Source organism: Streptomyces pristinaespiralis (assembly GCF_001278075.1).
Classification (GTDB): Bacteria; Actinomycetota; Actinomycetes; order Streptomycetales; family Streptomycetaceae; genus Streptomyces; species Streptomyces pristinaespiralis.
Genome location: NZ_CP011340.1, coordinates 7,010,760 through 7,037,244, shown reverse-complemented (window position 1 = coordinate 7,037,244; position 26,485 = coordinate 7,010,760). Strand labels below are relative to the sequence as shown.

General features: G+C 71.0%; 24 protein-coding genes. 4 read left to right on the top strand and 20 right to left on the bottom strand.

Annotated elements, in window-relative coordinates; genetic code table 11:
* Positions 1 to 61: 61 nt before the first annotated feature.
* The 11 genes from SPRI_RS30185 to SPRI_RS30135 form a co-directional block, all read right to left on the bottom strand.
* Positions 62 to 502 carry a type II 3-dehydroquinate dehydratase gene (locus SPRI_RS30185; RefSeq protein ID WP_005319846.1) on the bottom strand — a complete coding sequence of 147 codons (441 nt, stop codon included), beginning with the start codon at positions 500 to 502 and terminating at the stop codon, positions 62 to 64.
* Positions 499 to 1,593: a 3-dehydroquinate synthase gene (gene aroB / locus SPRI_RS30180; protein WP_005319844.1), complete on the bottom strand. Its 1,095-nt coding sequence runs from the start codon at positions 1,591 to 1,593 to the stop codon at positions 499 to 501. The genes SPRI_RS30185 and aroB overlap by 4 nt, the downstream gene beginning before the upstream one ends.
* On the bottom strand, positions 1,590 to 2,105 hold the full coding sequence (locus tag SPRI_RS30175; protein ID WP_005319841.1) for a shikimate kinase: 516 nt from the start codon (positions 2,103 to 2,105) through the stop codon (positions 1,590 to 1,592). The genes aroB and SPRI_RS30175 overlap by 4 nt, the downstream gene beginning before the upstream one ends.
* Positions 2,102 to 3,286 (bottom strand): chorismate synthase, encoded by a 1,185-nt coding sequence (gene aroC / locus SPRI_RS30170; RefSeq protein ID WP_053557516.1) that lies wholly within the window; start codon positions 3,284 to 3,286, stop codon positions 2,102 to 2,104. Before aroC ends, SPRI_RS30175 begins: the two co-directional genes overlap by 4 nt.
* 174 nt (positions 3,287 to 3,460) lie before the next feature.
* A complete protein-coding gene (locus tag SPRI_RS30165; RefSeq protein WP_005319836.1) occupies positions 3,461 to 3,793 on the bottom strand; it encodes a hypothetical protein in 333 nt (110 codons plus the stop codon).
* Positions 3,794 to 3,844: 51 nt separating this feature from the next.
* The gene (locus SPRI_RS30160; protein WP_037775260.1) at positions 3,845 to 4,672 is read right to left on the bottom strand and encodes a shikimate dehydrogenase; all 828 of its coding nucleotides are present in this window, start codon (positions 4,670 to 4,672) and stop codon (positions 3,845 to 3,847) included.
* Positions 4,672 to 6,474 (bottom strand): endolytic transglycosylase MltG, encoded by a 1,803-nt coding sequence (mltG, locus tag SPRI_RS30155; RefSeq protein ID WP_037775258.1) that lies wholly within the window; start codon positions 6,472 to 6,474, stop codon positions 4,672 to 4,674. The genes SPRI_RS30160 and mltG overlap by 1 nt, the downstream gene beginning before the upstream one ends.
* Positions 6,475 to 6,576: 102 nt before the next feature.
* Positions 6,577 to 7,041 carry a Holliday junction resolvase RuvX gene (ruvX, locus tag SPRI_RS30150; protein ID WP_053557810.1) on the bottom strand — a complete coding sequence of 155 codons (465 nt, stop codon included), beginning with the start codon at positions 7,039 to 7,041 and terminating at the stop codon, positions 6,577 to 6,579.
* Positions 7,042 to 7,058: 17 nt separating this feature from the next.
* Positions 7,059 to 9,728 (bottom strand): alanine--tRNA ligase, encoded by a 2,670-nt coding sequence (gene alaS / locus SPRI_RS30145; protein ID WP_053557515.1) that lies wholly within the window; start codon positions 9,726 to 9,728, stop codon positions 7,059 to 7,061.
* Positions 9,728 to 10,141, bottom strand: coding sequence for a DUF6167 family protein (locus SPRI_RS30140; RefSeq protein ID WP_005319821.1), 414 nt, complete (start codon positions 10,139 to 10,141; stop codon positions 9,728 to 9,730). The genes alaS and SPRI_RS30140 overlap by 1 nt, the downstream gene beginning before the upstream one ends.
* Positions 10,142 to 10,146: 5 nt before the next feature.
* Positions 10,147 to 10,578, bottom strand: coding sequence for a DUF948 domain-containing protein (locus tag SPRI_RS30135; protein ID WP_005319820.1), 432 nt, complete (start codon positions 10,576 to 10,578; stop codon positions 10,147 to 10,149).
* 158 nt (positions 10,579 to 10,736) lie between these two features.
* Between SPRI_RS30135 and SPRI_RS30130 the strand changes: the two genes are divergently transcribed.
* Entirely contained in the window at positions 10,737 to 12,881 is a 2,145-nt protein-coding gene (locus tag SPRI_RS30130; RefSeq protein WP_037775257.1) for an ATP-binding protein, read from the top strand.
* Between the two features lie 52 nt (positions 12,882 to 12,933).
* Here SPRI_RS30130 and rpsD read toward each other — a convergent pair whose 3' ends face one another.
* Entirely contained in the window at positions 12,934 to 13,548 is a 615-nt protein-coding gene (gene rpsD, locus SPRI_RS30125; RefSeq protein WP_005319815.1) for a 30S ribosomal protein S4, read from the bottom strand.
* 188 nt (positions 13,549 to 13,736) lie between these two features.
* On the opposite strand from rpsD, the gene SPRI_RS30120 reads away from it, so the two are divergent.
* On the top strand, positions 13,737 to 14,432 hold the full coding sequence (locus SPRI_RS30120) for a DUF2470 domain-containing protein (protein WP_037775255.1): 696 nt from the start codon (positions 13,737 to 13,739) through the stop codon (positions 14,430 to 14,432).
* 6 nt (positions 14,433 to 14,438) lie between these two features.
* Here the strand turns inward: SPRI_RS30120 and SPRI_RS30115 are convergent, their stop codons facing one another.
* The 4 genes from SPRI_RS30115 to SPRI_RS30100 form a co-directional block, all read right to left on the bottom strand.
* Positions 14,439 to 15,800: a replication-associated recombination protein A gene (locus tag SPRI_RS30115; protein WP_005319809.1), complete on the bottom strand. Its 1,362-nt coding sequence runs from the start codon at positions 15,798 to 15,800 to the stop codon at positions 14,439 to 14,441.
* A 42-nt stretch (positions 15,801 to 15,842) separates the two neighbouring features.
* Positions 15,843 to 16,487 (bottom strand): vitamin K epoxide reductase family protein, encoded by a 645-nt coding sequence (locus SPRI_RS30110; RefSeq protein ID WP_005319806.1) that lies wholly within the window; start codon positions 16,485 to 16,487, stop codon positions 15,843 to 15,845.
* Between the two features lie 192 nt (positions 16,488 to 16,679).
* The gene (gene hisS, locus SPRI_RS30105; RefSeq protein WP_053557514.1) at positions 16,680 to 17,942 is read right to left on the bottom strand and encodes a histidine--tRNA ligase; all 1,263 of its coding nucleotides are present in this window, start codon (positions 17,940 to 17,942) and stop codon (positions 16,680 to 16,682) included.
* A gap of 13 nt (positions 17,943 to 17,955) precedes the next feature.
* On the bottom strand, positions 17,956 to 18,666 hold the full coding sequence (locus tag SPRI_RS30100) for an MBL fold metallo-hydrolase (protein WP_005319802.1): 711 nt from the start codon (positions 18,664 to 18,666) through the stop codon (positions 17,956 to 17,958).
* Between the two features lie 192 nt (positions 18,667 to 18,858).
* Here SPRI_RS30100 and SPRI_RS30095 point away from each other — a divergent pair, with 192 nt between their 5' ends.
* Together SPRI_RS30095 and SPRI_RS30090 are read left to right on the top strand one after the other, a co-directional pair.
* Positions 18,859 to 19,641 carry a peptidylprolyl isomerase gene (locus SPRI_RS30095; protein WP_005319799.1) on the top strand — a complete coding sequence of 261 codons (783 nt, stop codon included), beginning with the start codon at positions 18,859 to 18,861 and terminating at the stop codon, positions 19,639 to 19,641.
* A 174-nt stretch (positions 19,642 to 19,815) separates the two neighbouring features.
* Positions 19,816 to 21,045: a DUF349 domain-containing protein gene (locus SPRI_RS30090; protein WP_005319792.1), complete on the top strand. Its 1,230-nt coding sequence runs from the start codon at positions 19,816 to 19,818 to the stop codon at positions 21,043 to 21,045.
* Between the two features lie 61 nt (positions 21,046 to 21,106).
* Here SPRI_RS30090 and SPRI_RS30085 read toward each other — a convergent pair whose 3' ends face one another.
* The 4 genes from SPRI_RS30085 to SPRI_RS30070 are packed head-to-tail and all read right to left on the bottom strand — an operon-like array spanning position 21,107 to position 26,407.
* The gene (locus tag SPRI_RS30085; RefSeq protein ID WP_005319789.1) at positions 21,107 to 22,240 is read right to left on the bottom strand and encodes a caspase family protein; all 1,134 of its coding nucleotides are present in this window, start codon (positions 22,238 to 22,240) and stop codon (positions 21,107 to 21,109) included.
* Complete coding sequence (locus SPRI_RS30080) at positions 22,224 to 22,586, bottom strand: effector-associated constant component EACC1 (protein WP_050791603.1); 363 nt, start codon at positions 22,584 to 22,586, stop codon at positions 22,224 to 22,226. The genes SPRI_RS30085 and SPRI_RS30080 overlap by 17 nt, the downstream gene beginning before the upstream one ends.
* Positions 22,558 to 23,901 (bottom strand): serine/threonine-protein kinase, encoded by a 1,344-nt coding sequence (locus SPRI_RS30075; protein ID WP_005319784.1) that lies wholly within the window; start codon positions 23,899 to 23,901, stop codon positions 22,558 to 22,560. Before SPRI_RS30075 ends, SPRI_RS30080 begins: the two co-directional genes overlap by 29 nt.
* Before the next feature lie 22 nt (positions 23,902 to 23,923).
* On the bottom strand, positions 23,924 to 26,407 hold the full coding sequence (locus SPRI_RS30070) for a RelA/SpoT family protein (RefSeq protein ID WP_053557513.1): 2,484 nt from the start codon (positions 26,405 to 26,407) through the stop codon (positions 23,924 to 23,926).
* Between the last annotated feature and the right edge of the window lie 78 nt (positions 26,408 to 26,485).

Here is a 26,485-nt window from a genome sequence, read left to right as displayed (position 1 = left end):
GGCCGCCGTAGCGACAACGGCCGGGCGCGGCTCGAAGTGCCCTGCTCGACGCGGCGGCGCGTCAGCCGCCGATCTCCTCCGCCAGTGCGCGCAGCGCGAGCCGGTAGGAGCCGATGCCGAAGCCGGCCACCGTGCCGCTGGCCACCGCGGCCACCACCGAGGTGTGGCGGAAGGCCTCGCGGGTGTACGGGTTGGAGATGTGCACCTCGATGAGCGGCGCCGTGCGCTGGGCGGCGGCGTCACGCATCCCGTACGAGTAGTGCGTGAAGGCACCGGGGTTGAGAACGACCGGAATTGAACCGTCCGCGGCCTCGTGCAGCCAGCGGATCATCTCGCCCTCGTCGTTCGTCTCGCGCACGTCGACGTCGAAGCCGAGCTCCTTGCCGAGGACCCGGCAGGTGTCCACCAGACCGGCGTAGGAGGTCGCGCCGTAGACGTCCGGCTCGCGGGAGCCGAGCCGGCCGAGGTTGGGGCCGTTGAGCACGAGCACCCGGCGGCTCATGCGGAGACCTCGCCGTATGCGGCGAGCAGCACGGCCGGGTCCGGGCCCTCCAGCACGGTCGGCTTGGCCAGGCCGTCGAGGACGATGAAGCGCAGCAGGTTGCCGCGGGACTTCTTGTCGACCTTCATGGTCTCCAGCAGCTTGGGCCACTGGTCGCCGCGGTAGGTCAGCGGCAGTCCGACGGACTCGAGGACCGAGCGGTGCCGGTCGGCGGTGGCGTCGTCCAGCCGTCCGGCGAGACGGCCGAGTTCGGCGGCGAAGACCATGCCGACCGAGACGGCCGCTCCGTGACGCCACTTGTAGCGCTCGTTCTTCTCGATGGCGTGCGCGAGGGTGTGCCCGTAGTTCAGGATCTCGCGGAGTCCGGACTCCTTGAGGTCGCTGGAGACGACGTCGGCCTTGACCTGGATGGAGCGCACGATCAGCTCGGCCGTGTGCGGACCGGCGGGCGTGCGGGCGCCCTGCGGGTCGGCCTCGACGAGGTCGAGGATGACCGGGTCGGCGATGAAGCCGGCCTTGATGATCTCCGCCATGCCGCTGACGTAGTCGTTGACGGGCAGCGAGTCCAGCGCCGCCAGGTCGCACAGCACACCGGCCGGCGGGTGGAACGCGCCGACGAGGTTCTTGCCCTCCGCGGTGTTGATGCCGGTCTTGCCGCCCACGGCCGCGTCCACCATGCCGAGGACGGTCGTCGGGACGGCGATCCAGCGCACGCCGCGCAGCCAGCTCGCCGCGACGAACCCGGCGAGGTCGGTCGTGGCGCCGCCGCCGACGCCGACGATCACGTCGGTGCGGGTGAAACCGGTCTGGCCGAGCGCCTTCCAGCAGTACGCCGCGACCTCGACGGTCTTGGCCTCCTCCGCGTTCGGCACCTGGATCGCGACGGCCTCGTACCCCTGATCGGCGAGGTCCGCGCGCAGCGCCTCACCGGTCTCCGCGAGCGCCTCGGGGTGCAGAACCGCCACCCGCTGGGCCCTGGTCCCGATCAGGCCCGGCAGCTCGCCGAGCAGCTGCCGGCCGACCAGCACCTCGTACGGGTCCGTGCCGGCCGTTCCGCCGACCTGGATGCGGGTCACTGCCTGGTCAGTCATGCGTCCTTCAGCTCCAGTGCGTCGAGGACCGCCTGCGCGACCTCTTCGGGGGTGCGGTCGTCGGTGGCCACGACGACGCGGGCCACCTCGGTGTAGAGGGGCCGGCGGGCGTCCATCAGCTCGCGCCACTGCCGGCGGGGGTTGACGGCGAGCAGCGGGCGGGCCGTGTTGAGCCCGACGCGCTTCACCGCCTCCTCCACGTCCATCGACAGGTAGGCGACGGGCAGGCCGGTGAGCAGTTCGCGCGTCCCGCCGTCGAGGATCGCGCCGCCCCCGAGGGCGAGCACGCCCGTGTGCTCGGCGACGGCGGACCGGACGGCCGCGCGCTCGAGGTCGCGGAAGTGGTCCTCGCCGTCCTCGACGAAGATGTCGGAGATCTCGCGGCCCTGAGCGGCGACGATGTCCGCGTCGGTGTCCCGGAAGGCCACACCGAGCCGGTGGGCGAGGAGCTCGCCGACCGTGGACTTGCCCGAGCCCATCGGCCCGACGAGGACGATCAGCGGCGCGCTCATCGGATGTTCAGGTTGTCGAGGTACGAGCGGACGTTGCGGCGGGTCTCCGTGACGCTGTCGCCGCCGAACTTCTCCGCGACGGCGTCGGCGAGGACCAGGGCCACCATCGCCTCGGCGACGATGCCGGCGGCGGGCACCGCGCAGACGTCGGAGCGCTGGTGGTGGGCGGCCGCGGGCTCACCGGTCTCGACGTCGATGGTCCGCAGGGCGCGCGGCACGGTCGCGATGGGCTTCATCGCGGCGCGGACCCGCAGCAGTTCACCGGTGGACATGCCGCCCTCGGTGCCGCCGGACCGGCCGGACGTGCGGCGGATGCCCTCGTCGGTGGGCACGATCTCGTCGTGCGCCTTGGAGCCGGGCACGCGGGCCAGGTCGAAGCCGTCGCCGACCTCGACGCCCTTGATGGCCTGGATGCCCATGAGGGCGGCGGCGAGACGCGCGTCGAGCCTGCGGTCCCAGTGGACGTGCGAGCCGAGGCCGACCGGCACGTTGTACGCGAGGACCTCCACCACTCCGCCGAGGGTGTCGCCGTCCTTGTGGGCCTGGTCGATCTCGGCGACCATCGCCTTGCTCGCGTCGGCGTCCAGGCAGCGGACGGGGTCGGCGTCCAGGCGCTCCTCGTCGGCGGGAACGGGGACGACACCGTACGGGGCCTTGGCAGCGGCCAGTTCGACGACGTGGGAGACGATCTCGATGCCCGTCGTCTCCTTCAGGTACGAGCGGGCCACCGCTCCCAGGGCGACGCGTGCCGCGGTCTCACGGGCGCTCGCGCGCTCCAGGATCGGGCGGGCCTCGTCGAGCGCGTACTTCTGCATGCCGGCGAGGTCGGCGTGACCGGGCCGGGGGCGGGTCAGCGGGGCGTTACGGGCCAGCTGCGCGAGCTCGTCGGGGTCGACGGGGTCGGCCGCCATGACCTTCTCCCACTTCGGCCACTCGGTGTTGCCGACCATGACCGCCACCGGCGAGCCCATGGTCAGGCCGTGGCGCACGCCGCCGAGGAAGGTGACCTCGTCGCGTTCGAACTTCATCCGGGCACCGCGTCCATAGCCGAGGCGCCGCCTGGCCAGGTGGTCCGCCACCATCTCGGTGGTGATCGGCACACCGGCGGGAAGACCCTCCAGCGTCGCCACCAGTGCGGGTCCGTGCGACTCGCCCGCGGTCAGCCAACGCAACCTGCTCAACGGTGCTCCTCATGCTCGCGCGTGGAACTGCGACGGCGCGGCCCGGGGAACCTCCCGGCAGTGGCCGGGGAGGCGCGACCCTGGCCCGCCTCCCTCGATCCTCCCATGTCCGCGCCCCGCTCCCGGCCACCGGTCCACCTGGCGGACGCCCGTGGACAGCCGGTCAGGAGCCGGTCAGTGGCCTTCGCCGCGCTGCTGGGGCGCGTAGGCCCCCAGGTAGTCGGCGCCGCTGGGCTGCTGCGGAGCCTGCTGCACCTGCTGGGCGGGGGCGTACGGGCCGAGGAAGTCGGCGCCGCTGCCCTGGACGCCGGGGGCCGCGGGCACCGGCTGAGGGTTGCGCGCGGCACGGCGCCGGGCGATCTTCTTGCGGATCGAGGACACCCAGCCGAGGACGATCAGCAGGAGGATCAGGCACAGAATCGGGATCTGCAGCCAGTCCGGCAGGAACGAAAGGATGCCCTCGAAGATGTTCTTGGCGACAGACGCCTGCGGCTGACCGGTTTCCATGGCCGGACTCCCCCTGTGCTGTTGACGTGCTCCTGATCGAACGCGCCGATCCTAGCGGGCTCGGAGCGCGTGTTCACCAGCGATACGCATCGCGCGCAGCGGCGCGGGTGAGCGGCCCGTCATCTGCTCGACCTGGAACACCGCCTGGTGCACCAGCAGGTCGAGCCCGCCCACGACCCCGCCGCCGTTCCCCGACCAGGCCGCTGCCAGGGCCGTCGGCCACGGGTCGTACAGCACGTCGAAGAGGGTGCCGGGCGCGGCCGGGACCTCGGCCGCGAGGGCGTCCGTCGTACCGGCCGGCGTCGTGGCGATCACGAGGGGCGAGCGCAAGGCGTGGGCCGCGTCAGCCCAGTCGGCGGTGCGGACGTCGACGCCCAGCCGCTCGCCCCAGCCGCGCATCTCGGCGGCCCGCGCCTCACTGCGCACGTACGCCGTCACCGGGCCGGTGCATACGCGGGACAGGGCGGCGACCGCGGAGGAAGCGGTGGCTCCCGCTCCGAGGATCGCGGCGGAGTCCACCTGCTCGACGCCCCGCTCGCGCAGGGCCGCGACCATTCCGGGGACGTCGGTGTTGTCACCGACGCGCCGGCCGTCCTCGGTGAACACGACCGTGTTGACGGCCTCGACCGAGGCGGCGGTGTCACTGATCCCGTCGAGCAGCGGGATGATCGCCCGCTTGAGCGGCATGGTCAGCGACAGGCCCGCCCACGACGCGTCGAGCTCCGCGACGAAGCCCGGCAGGGCCGCCTCGTCGACCTCGAACCGGTCGTAGGACCAGTCGGTGAGGCCGAGTTCGGCATAGGCGGCGCGGTGCAGCACCGGGGACAGCGAGTGCGCGATGGGCGAGCCGAGGACGGCCGCCCGGCGGGGCGGCGCCATCAGTTGCCCCGCGAGTCGTTGAACTTGTCCACCAGCTTCTGGTGCTCGGCGAGCGTCTTGGCGAACTCGGTCTTCTTCATACCGTCCGTCGCCACGAAGTACAGCCAGCCGTCGTCCGTCGGGTTGAGGGCGGCCGTCAGGGCCTCGTTGCCGGGGTTGCTGATCGGCCCCGGGGTCAGGCCCCGCTGGGTGTACGTGTTGTACGGGTCCTGGTTGCTGTTGATCTCGTCCTCAGAGATGTCGATCTTGCTCTGACCCTTGAGGTAGTTGAAGGCGGAGTCGAACTGGAGCAGCTGGTTCGTCTCGGTGTTGGTGGGCTTGAGACGGTTGTAGATGACCTCGGACATCTTGCGGAAGTCGTCGTGCGTCTTGCCCTCGACCTGCACCAGGCTCGCCAGGGTGAGGAGCTCCCAGGGGTTCTTGAGCCCGAGGCCCTTCGCCTTGGACTCCAGGCCGGCCTTCTCGTACTCCTGGTTGGCGCGGGCGACCATCTTCTTGAGGATCGCCTCCGGCTTGTCGCCCTGCGAGACGGGATAGGCGGCCGGGAAGAGGAAGCCCTCGAGCGGGTCCTTGACGTCCTCGTGGTTCTTCGCCCACTCGGGCAGGCCGAGGCTGTCCGCCTTGGCCTCCGCGACCGACTCCGTCGTCCCCGGCTTGAGCTTGAGCTTCTTGTCGATCGAGGTGTAGACGGTGGCGTTGCGGGTGCCCTCGGGAATGGTCAGGTTGTTGCGGCTGGCGGGGTTGAGCATCGCCTCGACCGCGCTCTCGCCCGACTGCTCCTTCTTCAGGAGGTAGACGCCGTCCTGGATGGTGCCGCCCTTGGGGTTCTTCGTCTGTGCGGAGACGAACGCCTCGACGCTCTTGACGACCCCGGCCTCCTTGAGGATGCCGCCGATCTCGTAACCGCCGGCTCCCTTGGGGATCGTCACCTCGACGGTTGCGGAGACACCGGTGCCCGAGAAGTCGGGGGCTTCACCGAACTGGCCCTGCCAGAACTGGTATCCGAAGTATCCGACGGCGCCGAGGCCGCCCGCGAGCACCGCCGCGACCACCAGGCAGGCCAGGCCGTTGCGGCCGCCCTTCTTGGTCTTCTGCTTCCCGCGGCGGTCGCGGCCGCCACGGTCGCCGCCGCCACGCGCGTCCTCGTCGGGACCCTCGTCCTCGTCGCGGCCGTCGTCGCCGGTGAAGAAGGGGTGCGTCTCCTCCTGTGCGGCCTCGGCCTCCCAGTCGGTGGCCGGCTCGGGCTCGGCCCGCCGCCGGCCGGGCGGCTGCGGCGGCGGGTAGGCGTCGGGGGTGCCGTAGTAGTCGGCCTCCTGGCGGGTGGCGTACCCGGCGGGCTCGCCGCCATAGGTGGCGGAGGGATCAGAGCCGTAGGGCGCCGCGGCGTGCTGACCGGTGTCCCAGCCGCCGTCGTAGTGCTGTTGCTGCTGGTTCTGCGGCTGCTGCTGGTACGGGTCCTGGTACTGCTGCTGACCGCCCTGCTGGTACGGGTCCTGGTACTGGCCCTGCCCGGTGTCGTACCGGCCCTGTCCGGTGTCGTACTGGTTCTGCGCGTACTGGCCCTGCCCGGTGTCGTACTGACCCTGGCCCGTGTCGTACTGACCCTGCCCGTACTGGTACTGCTGGTCCTGCTGGTCCTGCTGGTACTGGCCCTGCTGCGCCTGCGGGTACTGCTGCTGCTGCTCGCCTGCGTACGGAGCATGACCGGCCGCGGGCTGCTGTCCTCCCCACCCCTGGTCCCCGTACAAGGGGTCCTCAGGGTGCCACGGTTCGGAGCCGGGGCCCCGGCCATACTCAGTCATCGATCCCCTAGGGCCGCGAGACGGCGCGGAACGTTCCGCCTCTTTTCTGTGCGGCGGCTGTTCGAACACCGCCGCATCGCGCGGAACGTTACCGTATCGCGATCAGACAATCGGTTCGACGCCCTCGCCCGGGGCATTGCCTGACGCTCGTTCGGACTCCAGAGCGTTCTGAAGGATCACCACAGCGGCAGCCTGGTCGATGACGGACCTGCCCTTTTTGGACTTCACGCCCGAAGCGCGCAGTCCCTGAGTGGCCGTCACTGTGGTCATCCTCTCGTCGACCAACCGGACGGGCACCGGCTTGACGCCCTGTGCGAGCGTCTGTGCGAAGCTCCGGATCTTCTTGGCCGCCGGCCCTTCCCGTCCGCTCAGCGAGCGGGGCAGGCCCACCACGACCTCGATGGGCTCGTATTCCTCCACCAGTTGCCGCAGCCGCCGGTGGGCGGCCGGGACGTCACGTCCCGGCACGGTCTCCACCGGCGTGGCGAGGAGCCCGTCGGGGTCGCACGAGGCGACCCCGATCCGGGCGTCCCCGACGTCGATCGCGAGGCGACGTCCGCGGCGCATCTGCGGCCTGTCCTCGGTCACGCGGTCTCGGCGACGAGGCGCTCGACGGCGGCCACGGCGTCGCCGATGGCGTCCGGGTTCTGACCGCCGCCCTGGGCGACGTCCGGCTTGCCGCCTCCGCCGCCGCCCAGCGTCTTGGCGGCGGTGCGGACCAGGTCGCCGGCCTTGAGACCGCGCTCGCGGGCGGCCTCGTTGGTGGCGATGACGGTCAGCGGACGGCCGTTGGCCGTGGTGAACACGGCGACGACGGCCGGGCGGTCACCCGGAATGCGGCCGCGGACGTCGAGGACCAGCTTGCGCAGGTCGTCGGCGGACGTGCCGTCCGGGACGGTGCCCGTGACCAGGGCGACGCCGCGGACGTCCTTGGCGCCCTGGGCGAGCCCGGCGGCGGCGCCGAGCACCTTCTCCGCGCGGAACTTCTCGATCTCCTTCTCGGCGTCCTTCAGCTTGCCGAGCATGGCGGCGATCTTCTCCGGCAGCTCCTCTGAGCGGCCCTTGACCAGCTCCTGGAGCTGGGCGACGACCGTGTGCTCCTTGGCGAGGAAGTTGTACGCGTCGACGCCGACGAGGGCCTCGACACGGCGCACGCCGGAGCCGATGGAGGACTCGCCGAGCAGCTTCACCAGTCCCAGCTGGGCGGTGTTGTGCACGTGCGTGCCGCCGCACAGCTCCTTGGAGAAGTCGCCGATGGTGACGACGCGCACCCGCTCGCCGTACTTCTCGCCGAACTCGGCGATGGCGCCCTGCTTCTTGGCCTCGTCGATGCTCATGACCTCGGCGTGGACGTCGAGTTCACGGGCGAGGACCTCGTTGATCTTCTGCTCGACGTCGGTGAGGACCGTGCCGGGGACGGCGTTCGGCGAGCCGAAGTCGAAGCGGAAGCGGCCCGGGGAGTTCTCCGAACCGGCCTGGGCGGCCGTCGGGCCGAGGGCGTCGCGCAGCGCCTGGTGGGTCAGGTGGGTGGCGCTGTGGGCGCGGGCGATGGCCCGGCGGCGGCGTACGTCGATGACAGCGTAGGCCGAGGCGCCGACGGTGACCTCGCCGACCTGGACGACACCCTTGTGGACGCTGACGCCCGGGACGGGCTGCTGTACGTCGCGGACCTGGATGACGGCCCCGGAGTGCAGCTTGATCCGGCCCTGGTCGGCGAGCTGGCCGCCGCCCTCGGCGTAGAACGGGGTGCGGTCGAGGACGACCTCGACCTCGTCGCCCTCGGAGGCGGCCGGGGAGGAGACGCCGTCGACGAGCAGGCCGACGACCGTGGACTCGCCCTCGGTGGAGGTGTAGCCGGTGAACTCGGTGTTGCCCGAGCTGTCGGCGATCTCGCGGTAGGCGGACAGGTTGGCGTGACCGGTCTTCTTCGCCTTGGCGTCGGCCTTGGCCCGGTCCCGCTGCTCCTTCATCAGGCGGCGGAAGCCGTCCTCGTCCACGGACAGGCCCTGCTCGGCGGCCATCTCGAGGGTGAGGTCGATCGGGAAGCCCCAGGTGTCGTGGAGCAGGAAGGCCTTGTCACCGGGCAGGACGGTGCCGCCCTTGGCCTTGGTCTCCGTGACGGCGGTGTCGAGGATGTTGGTGCCGCCCTTGAGGGCCTTGAGGAAGGCGGCCTCCTCGGCGAGGGCGACGGTCTCGATCCGCTTCCGGTCGGTGATCAGCTCCGGGTACTGCAGCCCCATGGTGTCGATGACGACGTCGACGAGGTCCTTCACGACCGGGCCGGTGGCGCCCATCAGACGCATGTTGCGGATGGCGCGGCGCATGATGCGGCGCAGCACGTAGCCGCGGCCCTCGTTGCCGGGGGTGACGCCGTCGCCGATGAGCATCGTGGACGTGCGGATGTGGTCGGCGACCACGCGCAGGGAGACGTCGGAGCCGTGGTCGGCGCCGTAGCGGACGCCGGTCAGCTCTGTGGCCTTGTCCATGACGACCCGCAGGGTGTCGGTCTCGTACATGTTCTGCACGCCCTGCAGGATCATGGCGAGACGCTCGAGGCCGAGGCCGGTGTCGATGTTCTTGCTGGGCAGGTCGCCGAGGATCGGGAAGTCCTCCTTGCCCTCGCCGGCGCCGCGCTCGTACTGCATGAAGACCAGGTTCCAGATCTCCACGTAGCGCTCGTCGTTGACGGCGGGGCCGCCCTCCTCACCGAACTCCGGACCGCGGTCGTAGTTGATCTCGGAGCAGGGGCCGCAGGGGCCGGGGACGCCCATGGACCAGAAGTTGGGGCCCATGCCCAGACGCTGGATGCGCTCGGCCGGCACGCCGATGACGTCGCGCCAGATCTGCTCGGCCTCGTCGTCCTCCTGGTAGACGGTGATCCACAGCTTCTCCGGCTCGAGGCCGTAGCCACCGTCCGCCACGGAGCTGGTGAGCAGCTCCCAGGCGAGCTTGATGGCGCCTTCCTTGAAGTAGTCGCCGAAGGAGAAGTTGCCGCACATCTGGAAGAACGTGCCGTGCCGGGTGGTCTTGCCGACCTCTTCGATGTCCGGCGTACGCACGCACTTCTGCACGCTGGTCACCCGCGGGGCGGGCGGCTTGACCTCACCGAGGAAGTACGGCTTGAAGGGGACCATGCCCGCGGGGACGAGGAGCAGAGTCGGGTCGTCCGCGATGAGCGACGCCGAAGGCACGACGGTGTGCCCGCGCTCCTCGAAGAAGCTCAGCCAGCGGCGGCGGATTTCAGCCGACTCCATCAGTGGTCCTCATTCCGGTTGTACGAATGCTCGCCGTGCGGCTCTTCGCCGTGCGGCTGCTCGGTGTTCGAATGCTTGCGGTGCGACTTCCCGCCCGGCTTCCCGCCGTGCAGGTAGGTGATCTGCGCGGGCTCGCCCCGCCCGACCGCCGCCCGGCCCCGCTGGGCCGGCAGCTCGCCGTCGACGGATGCGTGCAGCCCCAGCACCTCGGCGAGTTCGCCTTCGCGCTGCACCATTCCCGCGCGTACGTCGAGCGCGAAGTCCTTGAGCTTGTGGCCCGCGTCGACCGCCTTGTTCGCGGCCTGGGCGGCGAGGCTCTCCGGGGTGAGCTGCTTGAGCTTGCGGTTGACCTTGGTGGTGGCCCACACGCCGGCGGCTGCGCCGGCGGTGAACCAGAACGTGCGGCGGAACATGGTCCTCAGCCCTTCCGGTTCCTGCGCCGGGCGGCCGGCACGGTGCGGCCGACGATCACCGAACGGCGCGACGGCGCGGCGGGCTTGTCGTCGCCCTTGCGGCTCATGGCACGGCGGACGCCGTATCCGAAGGCGGCCACCTTGACCAGCGGGCCGCCGAACGTGGAGGCGACCGTCGTGGAGAGCGCGGACGCGTTGGAGGTGACCTCCTGGACGTCGGTCGCGATGGCGTCCACCCGGTCGAGCTGGGTCTGCGCGGAGCGCACGGTCGCGGAGGCGTCGGCCAGCAGGGGCACCGCCTGTTCGGTCACGTCCGCCACGAGTTTGGTGGTCGCCTTGAGCGTCTGGGCCAGCCTCACGAGCACCACGGCGAGGAAGGAGACCAAGATCGCCCAGAAGACGGCCACCAGAATCCCGGCAACCTCTCCACCGGTCACTGCGCACCGCTCTCTGCATCGTCTTCGGGTATCGGGAAATCGCCCTCCGAGCCTATCGCGCCCTCGGCGGCGGCCCGTACCGCATTACCGGCGCGCACCGGTCCGCTCCTCCGGACCGATTGTACGCAGTGCTTACGCATGAGTACTCTGCGTGTCCTATGCGACGTCGCCACAGCAGTCTTCCCGCGGAGCTGAACCGTTTCGTGGGTCGCAACGACGAGTTGACCGCGCTCATCGGCGCCCTCGACAGCTCCCGTCTGATCACCGTCGTCGGACCGGGCGGCGTCGGCAAGTCCCGCTTGGCGGTGCACGCCGCGGCGGCCGTGCAGAATCGGTACGCCGACGGGGTGCGACTGTGTGAGCTGTCCCTGTTACGGGACCCGGATCTGCTCGCCCACGCCATGGCGGAGACGCTCGGCGTCACCGACCACACCACGAGGCCGCCCCGCGAGGTGGTGACCGACGAACTCGCCGGCAGCCGCCTGCTGCTCGTCGTGGACGGCTTCGAGCAGATCGTCGACGAGTGCGCAGAGCTGCTGCGGGACGTGCTGCGCCGCGCTCCCGGGGTGCAGGTCCTGGCGGTCGGCCGCAGACCGCTGCGGCTCGACGGGGAGCAGATCTTCGAGCTGGCCTCGATGACCGAGGAGGACGCCGCCGCGCTCTTCACCGCCCGGGCCACTGCCGTGCTGCCGCACCACCGGGCCACCGATGCCGAGAGGCCCCTGGTGCGCGAAGTGTGCCGCCGCCTCGAGCACATCCCGCTGGCCCTCGAACTGGCCGCCGGACGCCTGCCGGCGCTCTCCCTGGACCAGTTGCTGCACCGGCTCGACGACCGCTTCGCCCTCCTCACCGGCGGCTGCCGGGGCGCCCTGCCGCGCCATCGCACCCTGCGCACCGCAATCGGCTGGAGCCATGAGCTGTGCTCACCGGAGGAACGGCTGCTGTGGGCCCGGCTGTCGGTCTTCGCCGGACAGTTCGACCTGGACGCGGTCGAGTACATCTGCACCGGCCCCGACCTGCCCGCCGACGACGTGCTCGACGTGCTCGGCGAACTGGTCGCCCAGTGCGTGGTCTGCCGCGAGGAGACGCCGGCCGGCCTGCGTTACCGCCTGCTGGACACGGTCCGCGAGTACGGGGCGGAGTGGCTTCGCGCGATCGGCGACACGGAGCGGCTGCGCAGACGGCACCGCGACTGGTACATGGGACTCGCCACGTGGTGCGAGCTGGAGTGGTTCAGCCCCCGTCAGCCCGAGGTGGCGGCCTGCGCCGACAGCGCGCTCCCCAATCTGCGGGCGGCGCTCGAACTGTGCCTGGAACAGCCGGAGGAGGCGCATCTGGGCCGGCATCTGGCAGGGACCCTCTGGTTCTACTGGGTCGGCTGCGGCCGGCTGGCCGAGGGCAGGCACTGGCTCGACCGGTGCCTCGCCCAGGACTCGGGGCACGAGGAGACACGGCTCAAGGCCCTGTGGGTGCTCGGCTACGTGGCGATCCTCCAGGGCGACCCGGCGGCCGCGGCGGCCGCTCTGCACGAGTGCGCGGAACGCGCGGACCGGGCGGAGGACCGGCTCGCCGCGGCCTACGCGACGCACCGCAAGGGGTGCCTGGCGCTGCTCGCCGACGAGATGCCGCGCGCCGAGGGGCTGTTGCGCGCGGCGCTCGCCGCGTACGAGGAGCTGGGCGAGCTCAACAGCAATGTCCTCATGGGCCGGGTCGAGCTGGCCATGGCACTGGTCTTCCAGGACCGGCTGGACGACGCGGTCGCGCTGTGCGAGGCCGTCAAGGAGGTCTGCGAGGAGCACGGCGAGCAGTGGACCCGGGCGTACGCGCTCTACGTGCTCGCCTACGCGGCGTGGGGGTCGGACTCGTACGACAGGGCGCGGGAGTTGCTGAACGAGTGCGTGGCCATCGACCACCGGTTCAACGACCTCGTCGGTCTGGTCCTGGCCCTCGAACTGCTGGCCCTGGTGACGGCGAGCGAGGGGGATCCGGCGGAGGCGGCGGTCCTTCAGGGAGCGGCGACCACACTCTGGGGCTCGGTGGGCCCTTCCCTGTTCGGTTCCGGCTACTTCGGTACGCCGCGTGCCCTGTCGGAGGAGCGGGCGAGAGGGCTGCTGGGTGACGAGCGTTTCGAGGAGTGCCTACGCGACGGCCGCGAGCTGCCCCTCGACGCGGCGGTGCAGCGTGCGCTGGCGGCGCCCGGGGGGCGGCGGCCGGGACCGGTCGGGACGCAGCGTGTACGGCTCCGGGAAACGCGGGAGCCCGCCGGCTCCCCCACCGGGAACGGTGGGGAAGCGGCGGGCTGAAGCGCTGTGAGCAGCCGCCTTGCCCGGCTACTGCCGGGAGGGGCCGCCTTGATCAGCGGGCGTAGTACTCGACGACGAGCTGCTCGTCGCAGATGACCGGAACTTCCTTGCGCTGCGGGTCACGGTCCAGGCGGAACGCCAGGGCCTTGAGGTTGACCTGCAGGTAGCGCGGGGTCTCACCGTCGGCGGCGAAGCCACCCTCGCGGGCGACCTGGAAGAGGGTCTTCTCGCGGGAGCGCTCGCGGACCATCACGACGTCGTCGGGACGGACGCGGAAGGACGGCTTGTCGACCTTGCCGCCGTTGACCTCGATGTGGCCGTGGACGACCATCTGACGGGCCTGGTAGATGGTGCGGGCGATGCCCGAACGCAGGACCAGGGCGTCGAGGCGGCGCTCGAGCTCGACGACCAGCGCCTCGCCCGTCTTGCCCTCGGCCTTGCGCGCGCGGTCGTAGGCGCGGGCCATCTGCTTCTCGCTGATGTCGTACTGCGCACGCAGGCGCTGCTTCTCGAGCAGACGGACCTTGTAGTCCGAGTTCTGCTTGCGGCCACGGCCGTGCTCGCCCGGCGGGTAGGGGCGGGCTTCGAAGTACTTGACAGCCTTCGGCGTCAGCGCAATACCGAGCGCACGCGACTTCTTGACCTTGGGACGCGACTGGTTAGGCACGTTCTCCAGACCTCCGTTGTGGGTTAGGTTAGGCTCACCTTACTCAAGGAGATCGCATGTCTCGCCCTGGGAACACCAAGCGCATCACGGACAGCACAAACAACGCCGATGCCTCTTCGGGCATCGAGGTGACGGAGGTCCGATCAGCTCATGGTCAGCCGCGTCCCAGCGGGCTTGAAATCACTCGGATGCCGTCAGCAGCCGAGCGCACACGAACTCTCGTACAGAGTACATGCTCAGCGGTACTGCTCGTCCCGGGCCTGGAGGGCGCCCGGCCGGAGCAGTTGACCCCCCATGCCAGGGCGGTCGGCACCGACGGCGAGGTCTTCCTGCTGTTCGCCGCCGACTCACCGGCCGTGCGGGCCGCGACCCACGCGCAGGACGACGAGCTCTCGGCGGTGCTGGAGCTCACCGATGTCGCGCCCGTCGCCGTGCGCGACCGTATCCGGGGCCGCGCCTGGGTCTCCGGCTGGCTGACCAGCGTCCCGGGCCTCGCGGCCGAGCCCGGGTACATGATGCTGCGCCTCGAGGTCGGCGAGGCGAGCGTCGACGACCTGTGGGGCGCCGCCCGCGTGGAGCCCGAGGAGTTCGCGAACGCGGCCGTCGACCCGCTCGTCTCCCACGAGACCGAGCTGCTCCAGCATCTGCACTCCGCGCACAGCGACCAGGTGCAGGCGCTGAGCTCCCTGCTCGGCGAGCGGGAGGGGACGGCCGAGGAGGAAGGACGGCGGGCGGTGCCGCTGGCGCTGGACCGCTTCGGACTGCGGGTGCGGTTCACCGGCGAGCGCTGCTTCGACGCCCGCTTCGACTTCCCCTCCCCCGTGGGGGACGTCACGGAGCTGCGTCGCGCGATGCACACCCTGTTCGAGGCGGCGTCCCACTGACGCCGCTCAGTCGCCCTCGCCGCGCAGGCGCGCACGCACCTTCTCCACCACGTCCGCGTACCGCGCCTCCGCGCCGTAACGCGTCGGTTCGTAGTAACGCTTGCCGTGGACGGCGTCCGGTGCGTACTGCTGGGCCGCGATACCGCCGGGGACGTCGTGCGGATAGACGTATCCCTGGGCGTGGCCCAGCTTGGCGGCGCCCTTGTAGTGGCCGTCGCGCAGATGGGGCGGGACCGAGCCGGCCAGGCCACCTCGCACGTCCTGCTGGGCCGCGGAGATCGCCGTCGTCGCCGCGTTCGACTTCGGGGCCAGGGCGAGGGCGATCGTGGCATGGCTCAGCGTCAGCGCCGCCTCCGGAAAGCCGATCATGGCGACGGCCTGAGCGGCCGCCACCGCCGTCGGAAGAGCGGTCGGATCGGCCAGGCCGATGTCCTCACTCGCCGAGATCATCAGCCGCCGGGCGATGAACCGCGGGTCCTCCCCCGCCTCGATCATCCGCGCCAGATAGTGCAGCGCCGCGTCCACGTCCGAACCGCGGATCGACTTGATGAGCGCGCTGGCGACGTCGTAGTGCTGGTCGCCGTCGCGGTCGTACTTCACCGCCGCCCGGTCGACCGTCTCCTCCACGGTGACCAGGCTGATCCCGTCCTCGCCCTTGTCGAGGGCAGCGCCGGCCGCGGCCTCCAGAGCCGTCAGCGCCCGCCGGGCGTCGCCGCCCGCGATGCGCAGCAGATGCGCCTCCGCGTCCTCGGGGAGCGACACGGCACCGCCGAGCCCCCGCTCCTCGGTGAGCGCCCGGCGCAGCAGGCCGCGGACGTCGTCGTCGGTCAGCGGCTCCAGGGTGAGCAGCAGCGAACGGGAGAGCAGCGGGGAGATCACCGAGAAGTACGGATTCTCGGTGGTGGCGGCGATCAGCGTGACCCAGCGGTTCTCGACCGCGGGGAGCAGCGAGTCCTGCTGGGCCTTGGAGAAGCGGTGGATCTCGTCGAGGAAGAGGACGGTCTCCTTGCCGAAGCCGCCCGCGGCGCGCTTGGCGCCCTCGATGACGGCCCGGACCTCCTTGACGCCCGCAGTGATCGCGGAGAGCTCGACGAAGCGCTTGTTCGTCGCCTTGGAGACCACGTAGGCCAGCGTGGTCTTGCCGGTGCCGGGCGGGCCCCACAGGATCACGGACGAGACGCCGGCCGGTCCTCCCCCGTTGGCGCCCTCGCCGACCAGCCGGCGCAGCGGTGAACCGGGCTTGAGCAGATGCCGCTGGCCGACGACCTCGTCGAGGGTGCGCGGGCGCATCCGGACCGCCAGTGGACTGCTGGTCGGGTCCTTCTCCTGGCGTTCTTCGGCTGCGGCGGTAAAGAGGTCGGGCTCCACGATGTGAAGCCTATGTCAGCCCACCGACAGCGCCGGATCCGGTCAGGAGGTCCAGAAGTCCCACCAGCGGGTCAGGATCAGCATGCCGATGACACCGGTGTGCAGGACCGGCAGCACCCAGGTGAACTCGTCGAGGAAACCGCGCAGCCAGGCCGGTGCGGGCAGCAGTCCGTTGCGGACGTTGTGCGAGGTCACGTACCAGAACATGAAGATCGTGGCGACCCAGGCCAGGCAGCACCACAGGCAGAGCGCGTTGATCTCGTACAGCGACTGCTGCATCAGCCAGGTGCAGAAGCCGACGCCGAAGAGCGTGCCCGCGTTGAAGGTCAGCCAGTACCAGCGGCGGAAGCCGGCGCCGGCGAGCAGGCTCATGCCGACGCAGACCACGATGCCGTAGGTCACAAGGCCGAGCATCGGGTTGGGGAAGCCGAAGGCCGCGGCCTGGTCGCTCTCCATGACGCTGCCGCAGGAAACCACCGGGTTGAGGCTGCACCCCGGGGTGAAGGTGGTGCCGGCGATCTTCGCCTCGAGGATCTTGAACTTGTCGATCGTGATGACCCACGCGGCCAGCACACCGGCGGCGCCGGTGACGACGAGCAGCCAGGCGAAGGCTCTGCCGGCGCCGACCCTGCGCACACCGGGCGCGTCCTCGTCGGGGGACACGTCCTTGGCCGCTGCACTCGTCATTTCGCCGTTCCATCGCTCCGGGGCTGCTGGGCACGGCCATTCTGCCGCACCGGTACGGATCTTCTCCGTTCGATCCGGATAAGGAAGATCCCGTCCGGCCGGCCCGCCGGGCCCGTAACGGAGCGGGGGCCCGGGGCAGTTGTCCGCCCCGGGCCCCCGCGACCGCCGTTGCCGGCCGGACCGCGCGGCGTCTCAGCCGAGCCGGCCGCGCAGCCGGGTGAGGATCTCGGCGACCGGCACCGGCTCCTGCTCGCCCGACTCCATGTCCTTGAGCTGGACCACGCCGTCGGCGAGATCACGCTCACCGGCGACGATCGCGTACCGGGCCCCGCTGCGGTTGGCGTTCTTCATCGCGCCCTTGAGGCCCTTCCCGCCGTACGAGAAGTCGGCCGCGACGCCCGCCTTGCGCAGCTCGGTCACCACGCCGAACAGGACGCGCCGCGCCTCGTCGCCCAGCGGCACCGCGTACACGCTGGTGGCGGCCGGGATGTCGAGCTCGACGCCCTCCGCCTCCAGGGCGAGGACCGTACGGTCGACGCCGAGCGCCCAGCCGACGGACGGCAGCGCGGGGCCGCCGATCATCTCTGACAGGCCGTCGTAGCGGCCGCCGCCGCCCACCGCGGACTGCGAGCCGAGACCGTCGTGGACGAACTCGAAGGTGGTGCGCGTGTAGTAGTCGAGGCCGCGCACCAGCTTCTCGTCGTCCTCGAAGGCGACGCCCGCCGCGGTCAGCAGTTCACGCACCTGCTCGTGGTACGCCTTGCACGCGTCGCACAGGTAGTCGCGCAGCATGGGCGCGCCGGCCAGCTGCTTCTGCACCGCGTCGCGCTTGTCGTCGAGGACCCGCAGCGGGTTGATCTCGATACGGCGGCGGGTGTCCTCGTCGAGGTCGAGGTCGCGCAGGAAGGTCTGGAGCGCCTCGCGGTAGACCGGACGGCACTCCTTGTCGCCGAGCGAGTTGAGCAGGATGCGGAAGTTACGCAGGCCCAGCGAGCGGTACGCCTGGTCGGCCAGAATGATCAGCTCGGCGTCCAGCGCCGGATCCTCTGTGCCGATCGCCTCGGCCCCGACCTGGGAGAAGTGCCGGTAGCGGCCGGCCTGCGGGCGCTCGTAGCGGTAGTACGAGCCCGAGTACCAGAGCTTGACCGGGAGGTTGCCGGCCTTGTGGAGGTTGGCCTCCAGCGCCGCGCGCAGCACGGACGCCGTGCCCTCGGGCCGCAGGGCCAGCTTGTCGCCGCCCTTGGTCTCGAAGGCGTACATCTCCTTGGTCACGATGTCGGTGGACTCACCGACGCCGCGCGCGAACAGCTCGACGTTCTCGAATCCGGGCGTCTCGATGTAGCCGTAGCCCGAGTTCTTCAGCGGAGTGGAGATCGCGTCACGCACCGCGAGGTACGTCGCGGACCGCGGCGGGATCAGGTCGTACGTGCCCTTGGGGGCCTGGAAGGTATTCACCTGTGAAGTCTCGTCACATTCCTCGTCGGGGAGCGGGCCGACCGCTCCCGAGGCCGGCGGCCACTTCCCGCAGATACGGGTTGGTGGCGCGCTCGCGGCCGATGGTCGTCTGGGGGCCGTGGCCGGACAGCACCACGGTCGAGTCGTCGAGGGGCAGGCACACCCGTGCCAGCGACTCGAGCATCTCGTCCATGTCGCCGCCGGGCAGGTCCGTGCGTCCGATGGAGCCGGCGAACAGCAGGTCGCCCGAGAAGAAGACGGACGGGACGTCCGCCGACTCGGGCATCTTGAAGGTCACCGACCCCTTGGTATGGCCGGGCGCGTGCGAGACGGAGAAATCGAGGCCGGCCAGGCTGAGCGCGGCGCCGTCGGTGAGTTCCTTGACGTCGTCGGGCTCCCCGACGGTCAGCTCACCCATGAGAGGCATCCCAATGGAGCGGCCGAGCGCCTTCTCCGGGTCGCTCATCATGTAGCGGTCCTCGGGGTGGATCCAGGCCGGGACGTCATGGGCGCCGCAGACGGGGACGACGGAGGCGACGTGGTCGATGTGCCCATGGGTGAGGACGACGGCGACGGGCTTGAGCCGATGCTTCTTCAGCGCTTCCTCGACGCCTTCGGTGGCCTGGTGGCCCGGGTCGATGATCACGCACTCCTCGCCTGCGGCGGGGGCGACCAGATAGCAGTTGGTCCCCCAGGCCCCGGCGGGGAACCCGGCAATAAGCACGATCGTCCTCAGTTCGGTCGTCGTCGGTCGGCCGCTGCGTGGTTTGCAGTGGATTGCAGCAGATCAGAGCCTACCGGCGCTGCTCATCACACAGCCAACCCGTATACGGTACGGGCAAGCCCGGCGGTCGGCCTCATCCGACGTACGCGCCTTGAACGACCTTCGACCCACGAGTTACAAGGAGAAGACCCGGTGGTCAGCAGCGATCAGCGACGGCGGCAGCTCGCCAGGGAGAAGTTCGAGCGCCAGCAGCAGCGCAGGGAGCAGGCGCGGAAGAAGGCCAAGGTCCGCAACTCCGTGATCGCGGCGGCGCTCGCCGTGGTGCTCGCGGGCGGCGGCGCCGTCTATGCCATCGGCCTCACCGGGGACGACAAGAAGGACGACGCCGCGCCGCTCGATCCCCCGCCGAGCGCCTCCGCCTCCGAGAGCAGCACGCCGGAGCCGGCGATGGCGATCGACAAGAAGGCCAAGTACTCGTTCCGGCTCGAGACCAACGGGGGCGACATCGCGATCGCGATGGACGCCGCGAAGACGCCGCACACGGTCAACTCGTTCAAGTCGCTCGCGGACAAGGGCTACTTCGACGGCACTAAGTGTCACCGTCTGACCACGGAGAACATCTTCGTGCTGCAGTGCGGTGACCCGAAGGGCGACGGCACCGGCGGTCCCGGCTACACGATCCCCGACGAGAACCTCGACGCGCTCGGCAAGGCCGGCGCCGACGGCACGGTGACGTTCCCGGCGGGCACGGTCGCGATGGCGAACACCAGCCAGCCCGACTCGGGCGGCAGCCAGTTCTTCCTCGTCTACAAGGACACCAAACTCCCGCCGACCTACACGCCGTTCGGCACCATGGACGCGAAGAGCCTCAAGGCCGTTCAGGACGTGGCGAAGGCCGGTGTCGAGGGCGGTGGCGCGGACGGTCCCCCGAAGAAGGCCGTGACCATCGAGAAGGCCACCGTCCCGAAGGCGTAGCCGGGCAATTTCGGCCGCGCTGAGTGCGGACAGCCGGGTGGCCGGTCGCCTAGATTGGGCGTTGTACGGCGCGTGCTGGACGCGCGCCGTGGAGGGCGGGCGAGGCCCGTCCGGGAAACTGTGGACGATGCCCGGGGGACGAACCCCTCGTCGGCATCAGGTTGAGGAGGCGCTGTGAGCAGCGACCCGTGGGGCCGCGTCGACGAGACGGGCACCGTGTACGTGCGTACTGCCGAGGGCGAGCAGGTCGTCGGATCGTGGCAGGCCGGGACTCCAGAGGAGGCTCTGGCCTACTTCGAGCGCAAGTACGAGGGCCTGGTGGTCGAGATCGGCCTCCTCGAGCGGCGGGTGAAGACCACCGATCTGTCGGCCAAGGACGCCCAGGCCGCCATCGACCATCTGCGTCAGCAGGTGGACGAGCACCACGCGGTGGGCGACCTCCAGGCGCTCCGGGTGCGTCTCGACGCACTCGTGGCGACGGTCGACAAGCGCCGTGAGGAGCGAAAGGCACAGCGGGCGAAGCAGACCGACGAGGCGCGCAAGGCCAAGGAGGCCCTGGTCGCCGAGGCGGAGGAGCTGGCCCAGAGCGAGCAATGGCGGTCGGCGGGCGAGCGGCTGCGTGCGCTGGTGGACACCTGGAAGGGCCTGCCCCGGCTCGACCGGAAGTCCGACGACGAACTGTGGCACCGGTTCTCGCACGCGCGCTCCGCGTTCTCCAAGCGCCGCAAGGCGCACTTCGCGTCGCTGGACGCGCAGCGCGAGGAGGCCCGCAGGACGAAGGAGAAGCTGGTCGCGGAGGCCGAGGCGCTCTCCGGGTCCACGGACTGGGGTGTCACCGCGGCCCGCTACCGGGACCTGATGGCGCAGTGGAAGGCCGCCGGCCGTGCCCAGCGGGAGGCCGAGGACGACCTGTGGAACCGCTTCCGCGGCGCCCAGGACGTGTTCTTCGCCGCCCGGAGCGGCGTCTTCGCCGAGCGTGACGCCGAGCAGGCGGAGAACCTCAAGCTCAAGGAGGAGCTCGCCGCGGAGGCCGAGAAGCTGGTGCCCGTGACCGACCTGAAGGCCGCCCGTGCCGCCTTCCGTTCGATCAACGAGCGCTGGGAGGCCATCGGCCACGTGCCGCGGGACGCCCGTCCCAAGGTCGAGGGCCGGATGCACGCGGTGGAGCGGGCCCTGCAGGAGTCCGAGGAGAACGAGTGGCGCCGGACGAACCCGGAGGCGCGTGCGCGTGCCGAGGGTCTGACCGGCCAGCTCCAGGCGGCCGTCGACAAGCTGCGCGGCCAGATCGACGCGGCCCGCGCGTCGGGCAACAACGCCCGCGCCGACAAGCTCGCCAAGGAGCTCGAGGGCCGTCAGGCGCTGCTGGACCAGGCGCTGAAGGGTCTGCACGAGTTCGGGGGCTGAGGCCCTCCCCTGCCCCGGTGGGCCGGAGCCCGGCGACACACCGTCGCCGGGCTCCGGCCGTTCAGCGGCCCGGCAGGGTGCCGTCGGCGAGGTCCAGGGCGTGCTTGAGCACCTCGCAGGCCTGGATGTGGTTGCCGGACTCCTGGAGGAGGTCCGCCAGCCGCCGGCACACCTCGACGGCCTCCGGCCCGTACGCCTTGTGGACCTGCTGGAAGGCGGACTCCAGCACGGTGATGGCTTCCGGGATCTGTCCCGTCTCCGCGAGCACGTCGGACAGCTCAAGCTGGACGGCCAGCAGGTTGCCCTGGCCGGCGGGCGGCTGCTCCTGAAGGGCGAGGCGCAGGACGGGCAGCGCGTCCCGGGTGTTGCCCGCGGCGCGCAGCATGCGGGCGACGTTCAGTCCGGTGGCCACGGCGGCGGCCCGGACATCGGCGGCGAGCACCGGGCCCGCCGGTGCGCGTTCTCCCGCCCTCGCCTTGTTGCGGGCGAGTGGCAGGGCGCCGACGGTGTTCTCCTGGGAGCGCTGCGGGACGGGGCGGTTCTTCGCCTGGAGACGTGCCTTCAGCACCCGGTACAACGTGTCGAGGTCGAGCAGGTCGGGCCCGTCCGGGACGCCCCGGCGGAGGATCTGGAGCAGTTCCGCGGTGAAGGCGGTGTACCGCTCGCCGTCGGGTGCGAGCGCCACCCGGTCGCGGGGCGAGGCGGTCAGTACGTACGCGCCGTCGACGGCCGCCTGCGCGGCGAGCCCGGAGCCCGACAGGGTGCGGGCCGCCCGGCCGCTGAAGCAGCAGTCGAGGACGACGACCTTGCGGCGGGCCCGCGCGGACCGGAGCGCGCCTCTCAGATGCTGGTAGGCCACCGCCGTGTAGCCGATGCCTTCCCTCGAGCCGACGAGCCCGAGGTACAGGTCGGCCGACTCCGCGTCCCTCATGCCGTGCCCGGCGTAGTACACGAGCAGGGTGTCCGTGGCCTCCTCGGCCGCCTCGTGGACCGGGTCGAGCATCCCGGAGGACGTCTGCGGGTCCGCGACGAGCGTGCAGTGCTGCACGGGCAGCCCCCAGACCGTCGGGTCGCACAACTCGCCCGCCAGGTCCACCAGGTTGGCCTCGACCGCCGGCAGCTGTTCGAGATGCAGGTACGAGGCGGTGCCTATGAGGACGGCACGGGACAGGCTCGGGTCAGCGAGCGCCGTCATCGTTCCGCGTCTCCAGAGCGGCCATGATTCTGCGCAGTGTCTCCGGGTCGTCCGCGGCCTCCTTGGCGAGGCGGACCTCCACGCCGTCGCGGCTGAGGACGACCGCGGGCGGACGCCGCAGGGACGAGCGCCACTGGAGCACGGAGACCACCAGGGCGCTGGTGGACAGACCGCTGGCGACGGCGAACTGGGCGAGGTCGAAACCGGGCCCCATGCTCCCGGGCTCGGGTGCGGAGCCGGCGCCGATCCTGCCGCGTACGCGGCCTTCGAGGCTCTCGTCCTCGTGCACCCAGCGGAGCAGCGAACGCAGCGCGTCCTCACCGTCCCCCGTTGCCGTGACCCTCACGGTGAGGTGATGCACCGTTTCCGTCCTTCCGTCGGTCGACCATCTTGTTGACCTGGGCGAACAGTTCGACGGCTTCCGGCCCGGCTCCCAGGCGCGCCAGACAGATGCCGTGCCAGTACTGGCTGGTCAGCGTGGTCTCGTGGTCGGGCCCCAGGGACGCCACGCAGACGGGGACGATCACCGCGAACATCTGCGCGGCCTCCTGGAGGCGTCCACGGAGCACCAGGTTGACGGCTTCGCGCAGCCGGGACGCGGCGTTCTGGGGAGTCATGCTGCTGAGGACCAGGCGGCGGACACCGACGCTCAGGGTCGGCGGGAAGCCCGGTGCGTGGTGATGGGAGTGGTCCCCGGGCGGCGGCACAGTGGCCGTCCAGTCGTACTCGGGTCCCTCGGCCGCCGCGTCGGCAGGGGGGACGGCGGGCGGCGCGAAGATCCCCTGGACCGCTTCCGCCCGGGCCTGTCCGGCCACGAGGCCGGCCAGGGCGGCCTTCCCGTCGTGGACGAGCGGGGCGAGCACCTCGGCGACAGCGGTCGCGGAGTAGGGCCGGTCGGCCGGCTCCCTGGCACACAACTGGTCGACGACGAGTGTCAGTTCGTCGGGGAGGCCGTGGCGGCCGTGGGTCGGTGCCACGCCCTGCACCGCGCGTAGGAGTATCGCGCCGACGTCGACGGCGTCGGCGAACGGCAGTTCGCCGGTGATCGTCTGGTACAGGCAGACGCCCAGTCCGTAGAGGTCCGCCGCGACGGTCGGGTGGCCGCCCTGGATGATCTCGGGGGCCATGAACTGCGGCGTGCCGGGGGACGTGCCCGCCCGGGTGATGGCATCGGTGCCGACGAGCTTGGCTACGCCGAAGTCCTGGAGGACCACCCGGCCCTCGGGGGTGATGCCGATGTTCGAGGGCTTCACGTCGCGGTGCAGCACGTTCGCGTCGTGCGCCGCCTGGAGCGCATGGGCGACGGACAGGCCCACCCAGGCGACGACCGGAGCGGGCAGCCGGCCGGTCTCCTGCACCAGAGCGGCGAGGTTCAGCCCCTCCAGCAGGGGCATGACCAGGTACGGGATGCCCTCGTGCACGCCGTAGTCGAAGAGCGTCACCACACCGGGGTGCACGATGCGGGTCAGCGCCGTGGCCTCGCGGGCGAACCGCTCCCTCGTCTCGGCGTCCTCGGGCATGCCCTGGACACCGGAGAGGAGTTTCACGGCGACCTTGCGGCCGAGGCGTACGTCCGTCGCGCGGTGGACCTCGCTCACCGAGCCGGTGCCGATGAGCGCTTCCAGGCGGTACCGCTCCGCGACTAAGTCCTTGTCTCCCATGCCGCCCCCCCCTGCCCGCGATCTACGGCCGTCGCGCCGAGGTCACACGGTAGACGTCGTAGACGCCCTCCACACCCCGCACGGCCTTGAGGACGTGTCCGAGGTGCTTGGGGTCGCCCATCTCGAAGGTGAAGCGTGAGGTGGCCACCCGGTCGCGGGAGGTCTGCACGGCCGCCGAGAGGATGTTGACGTGCTGGTCGGAGAGGACCCGGGTCACGTCGGACAGCAGACGGGACCGATCGAGGGCCTCGACCTGGATGGCGACGAGGAACACCGACGACTGGGTGGGGGCCCATTCGACGTCGAGGATCCGTTCGGGCTGCTGCGAGAGCGAGTCGACGTTGACGCAGTCCGCGCGGTGCACGGAGACACCGCTGCCACGGGTGACGAACCCGATGATCGGGTCGCCCGGCACCGGCGTGCAGCAGCGGGCGAGCTTCACCCACACGTCCTCGACGCCCTTGACCACGACACCCGGGTCGGCGCTCTTGCGGCGCTTGCTGCGGCCGTGGGACGGCGGGGTGGACTCGGCGAGGTCCTCGCTGGCGGCCTCCTCGCCGCCGAGGGCCTGCACCAGCTTCTGGACGACGCCCTGCGCGGCCACATGGCCTTCGCCGATCGCCGCGTACAGCGACGAGATGTCGGGGTAGCGCATCTCGTGCGCGAGGGTGACCAGGGAGTCCCCGGTGAGGATCCGCTGGATCGGCAGGTTCTGCTTGCGCATGGCGCGCGCGATGGCGTCCTTGCCCTGCTCGATGGCCTCGTCGCGGCGCTCCTTGGAGAACCAGGCGCGGATCTTGTTGCGCGCCCTCGGCGACTTGACGAAGCCGAGCCAGTCGCGGGACGGGCCCGCGCCCTCGGCCTTGGAGGTGAAGACCTCCACCAGGTCGCCGTTGTCGAGGGTCGACTCGAGCGGCACGAGGCGCCCGTTGACCCGCGCCCCTATGGTGCGGTGACCGACCTCGGTGTGGACCGCGTAGGCGAAGTCGACCGGGGTGGCGCCCGCGGGCAGCGCTATGACGTCGCCCTTGGGCGTGAAGACGAAGACCTCGTTGCGGGAGAGGTCGAAGCGCAGCGACTCCAGGAACTCGCCCGGGTCCTCCGTCTCCTTCTGCCAGTCCAGCAACTGCCGCAGCCACGCCATGTCGTTGACGGTGTCCTGGCCGGCCGTGCCCTTGCCGGCCTTGGGGACGTCGGTGCGGATCTTGGAAGCGCCGGCTACGGTCTCCTGCTTGTACTTCCAGTGCGCGGCGATGCCGTACTCGGCGCGGCGGTGCATGTCGAACGTGCGGATCTGGAGCTCGACGGGCTTGCCGTTCGGTCCGATGACCGTCGTGTGCAGCGACTGGTACATGTTGAACTTGGGCATCGCGATGTAGTCCTTGAACCGCCCCGGAACCGGGTTCCAGCGGGCGTGGACGGTGCCCAGTGCCGCGTAGCAGTCGCGGACCGTGTCGACGAGGACGCGGATACCCACCAGGTCGTAGATCTCCGCGAAGTCACGGCCGCGGACGATCATCTTCTGGTAGACGCTGTAGTAGTGCTTGGGCCGGCCGGTGACGGTGGCCTTGATGCGGGCGGCGCGCAGATCGGACTGGACCTCGTCGGTCACTATGGCGAGGTACTCGTCGCGCTTGGGCGCCCGCTCGGCGACGAGGCGGACGATCTCGTCGTACATCTTCGGGTAGAGGATCGCGAAGGCGAGGTCCTCGAGCTCCCACTTGATGGTGTTCATGCCCAGGCGGTGGGCCAGGGGCGCGTAGATCTCGAGGGTCTCGCGGGCCTTCTTCTCCTGCTTCTCCCGCTTGAGGTAGCGCATGGTGCGCATGTTGTGCAGCCGGTCGGCGAGCTTGATGACCAGGACGCGCGGGTCCTTGGCCATGGCGACGACCATCTTGCGCACGGTCTCGGCCTGGGCGGCCTCACCGAACTTGACCTTGTCCAGCTTGGTGACGCCGTCGACGAGCAGCGCGACCGAGTCGCCGAAGTCCCGGCGGAGCTGGTCGAGGCCGTACTCGGTGTCCTCGACCGTGTCGTGCAGCAGCCCGGCCATCAGCGTCGCCGGGTCCATGCCCAGCTCGGCGAGGATCGTGGTGACGGCCAGCGGATGCGTGATGTACGGGTCGCCGCTCTTGCGCTTCTGGCCGCGGTGCCAGCGCTCCGCGACCTGGTACGCGCGCTCGATCTGGCGCAGCGTCGACGTCTCGATCTTGGGGTCGTTGCTGCGCACGATCCGCAGCAGCGGCTCGAGCACCGGGTTGTACGGGGACGAGCGCTGCACGCCCAGGCGCGCGAGGCGGGCACGTACCCGGTTCGAGGAGCCGCCGGTGCGGGCCGAGCTCGGGGGCAGCGGCTTGGGGGCCGTGACGGGGACCTGGCTCACTCGCTCGGGCGCGGCCGGCCCCGGCCTCTCCGCCCGCTTCGGCTCGGGCGTGACAGGGGGTGCCGCGGCCTTCTCGGCCTTCTGGTCGGGCTGCGCGGCGGCGGGCTGGGCCTCGTCTGGCAAGAGCGCTCCTTGGGGGTCCCCCCAGACGGAGTCTGGGGGAGGGTCCGGGTCCCCCGGGACAGGCCCGGAAAGGCCATG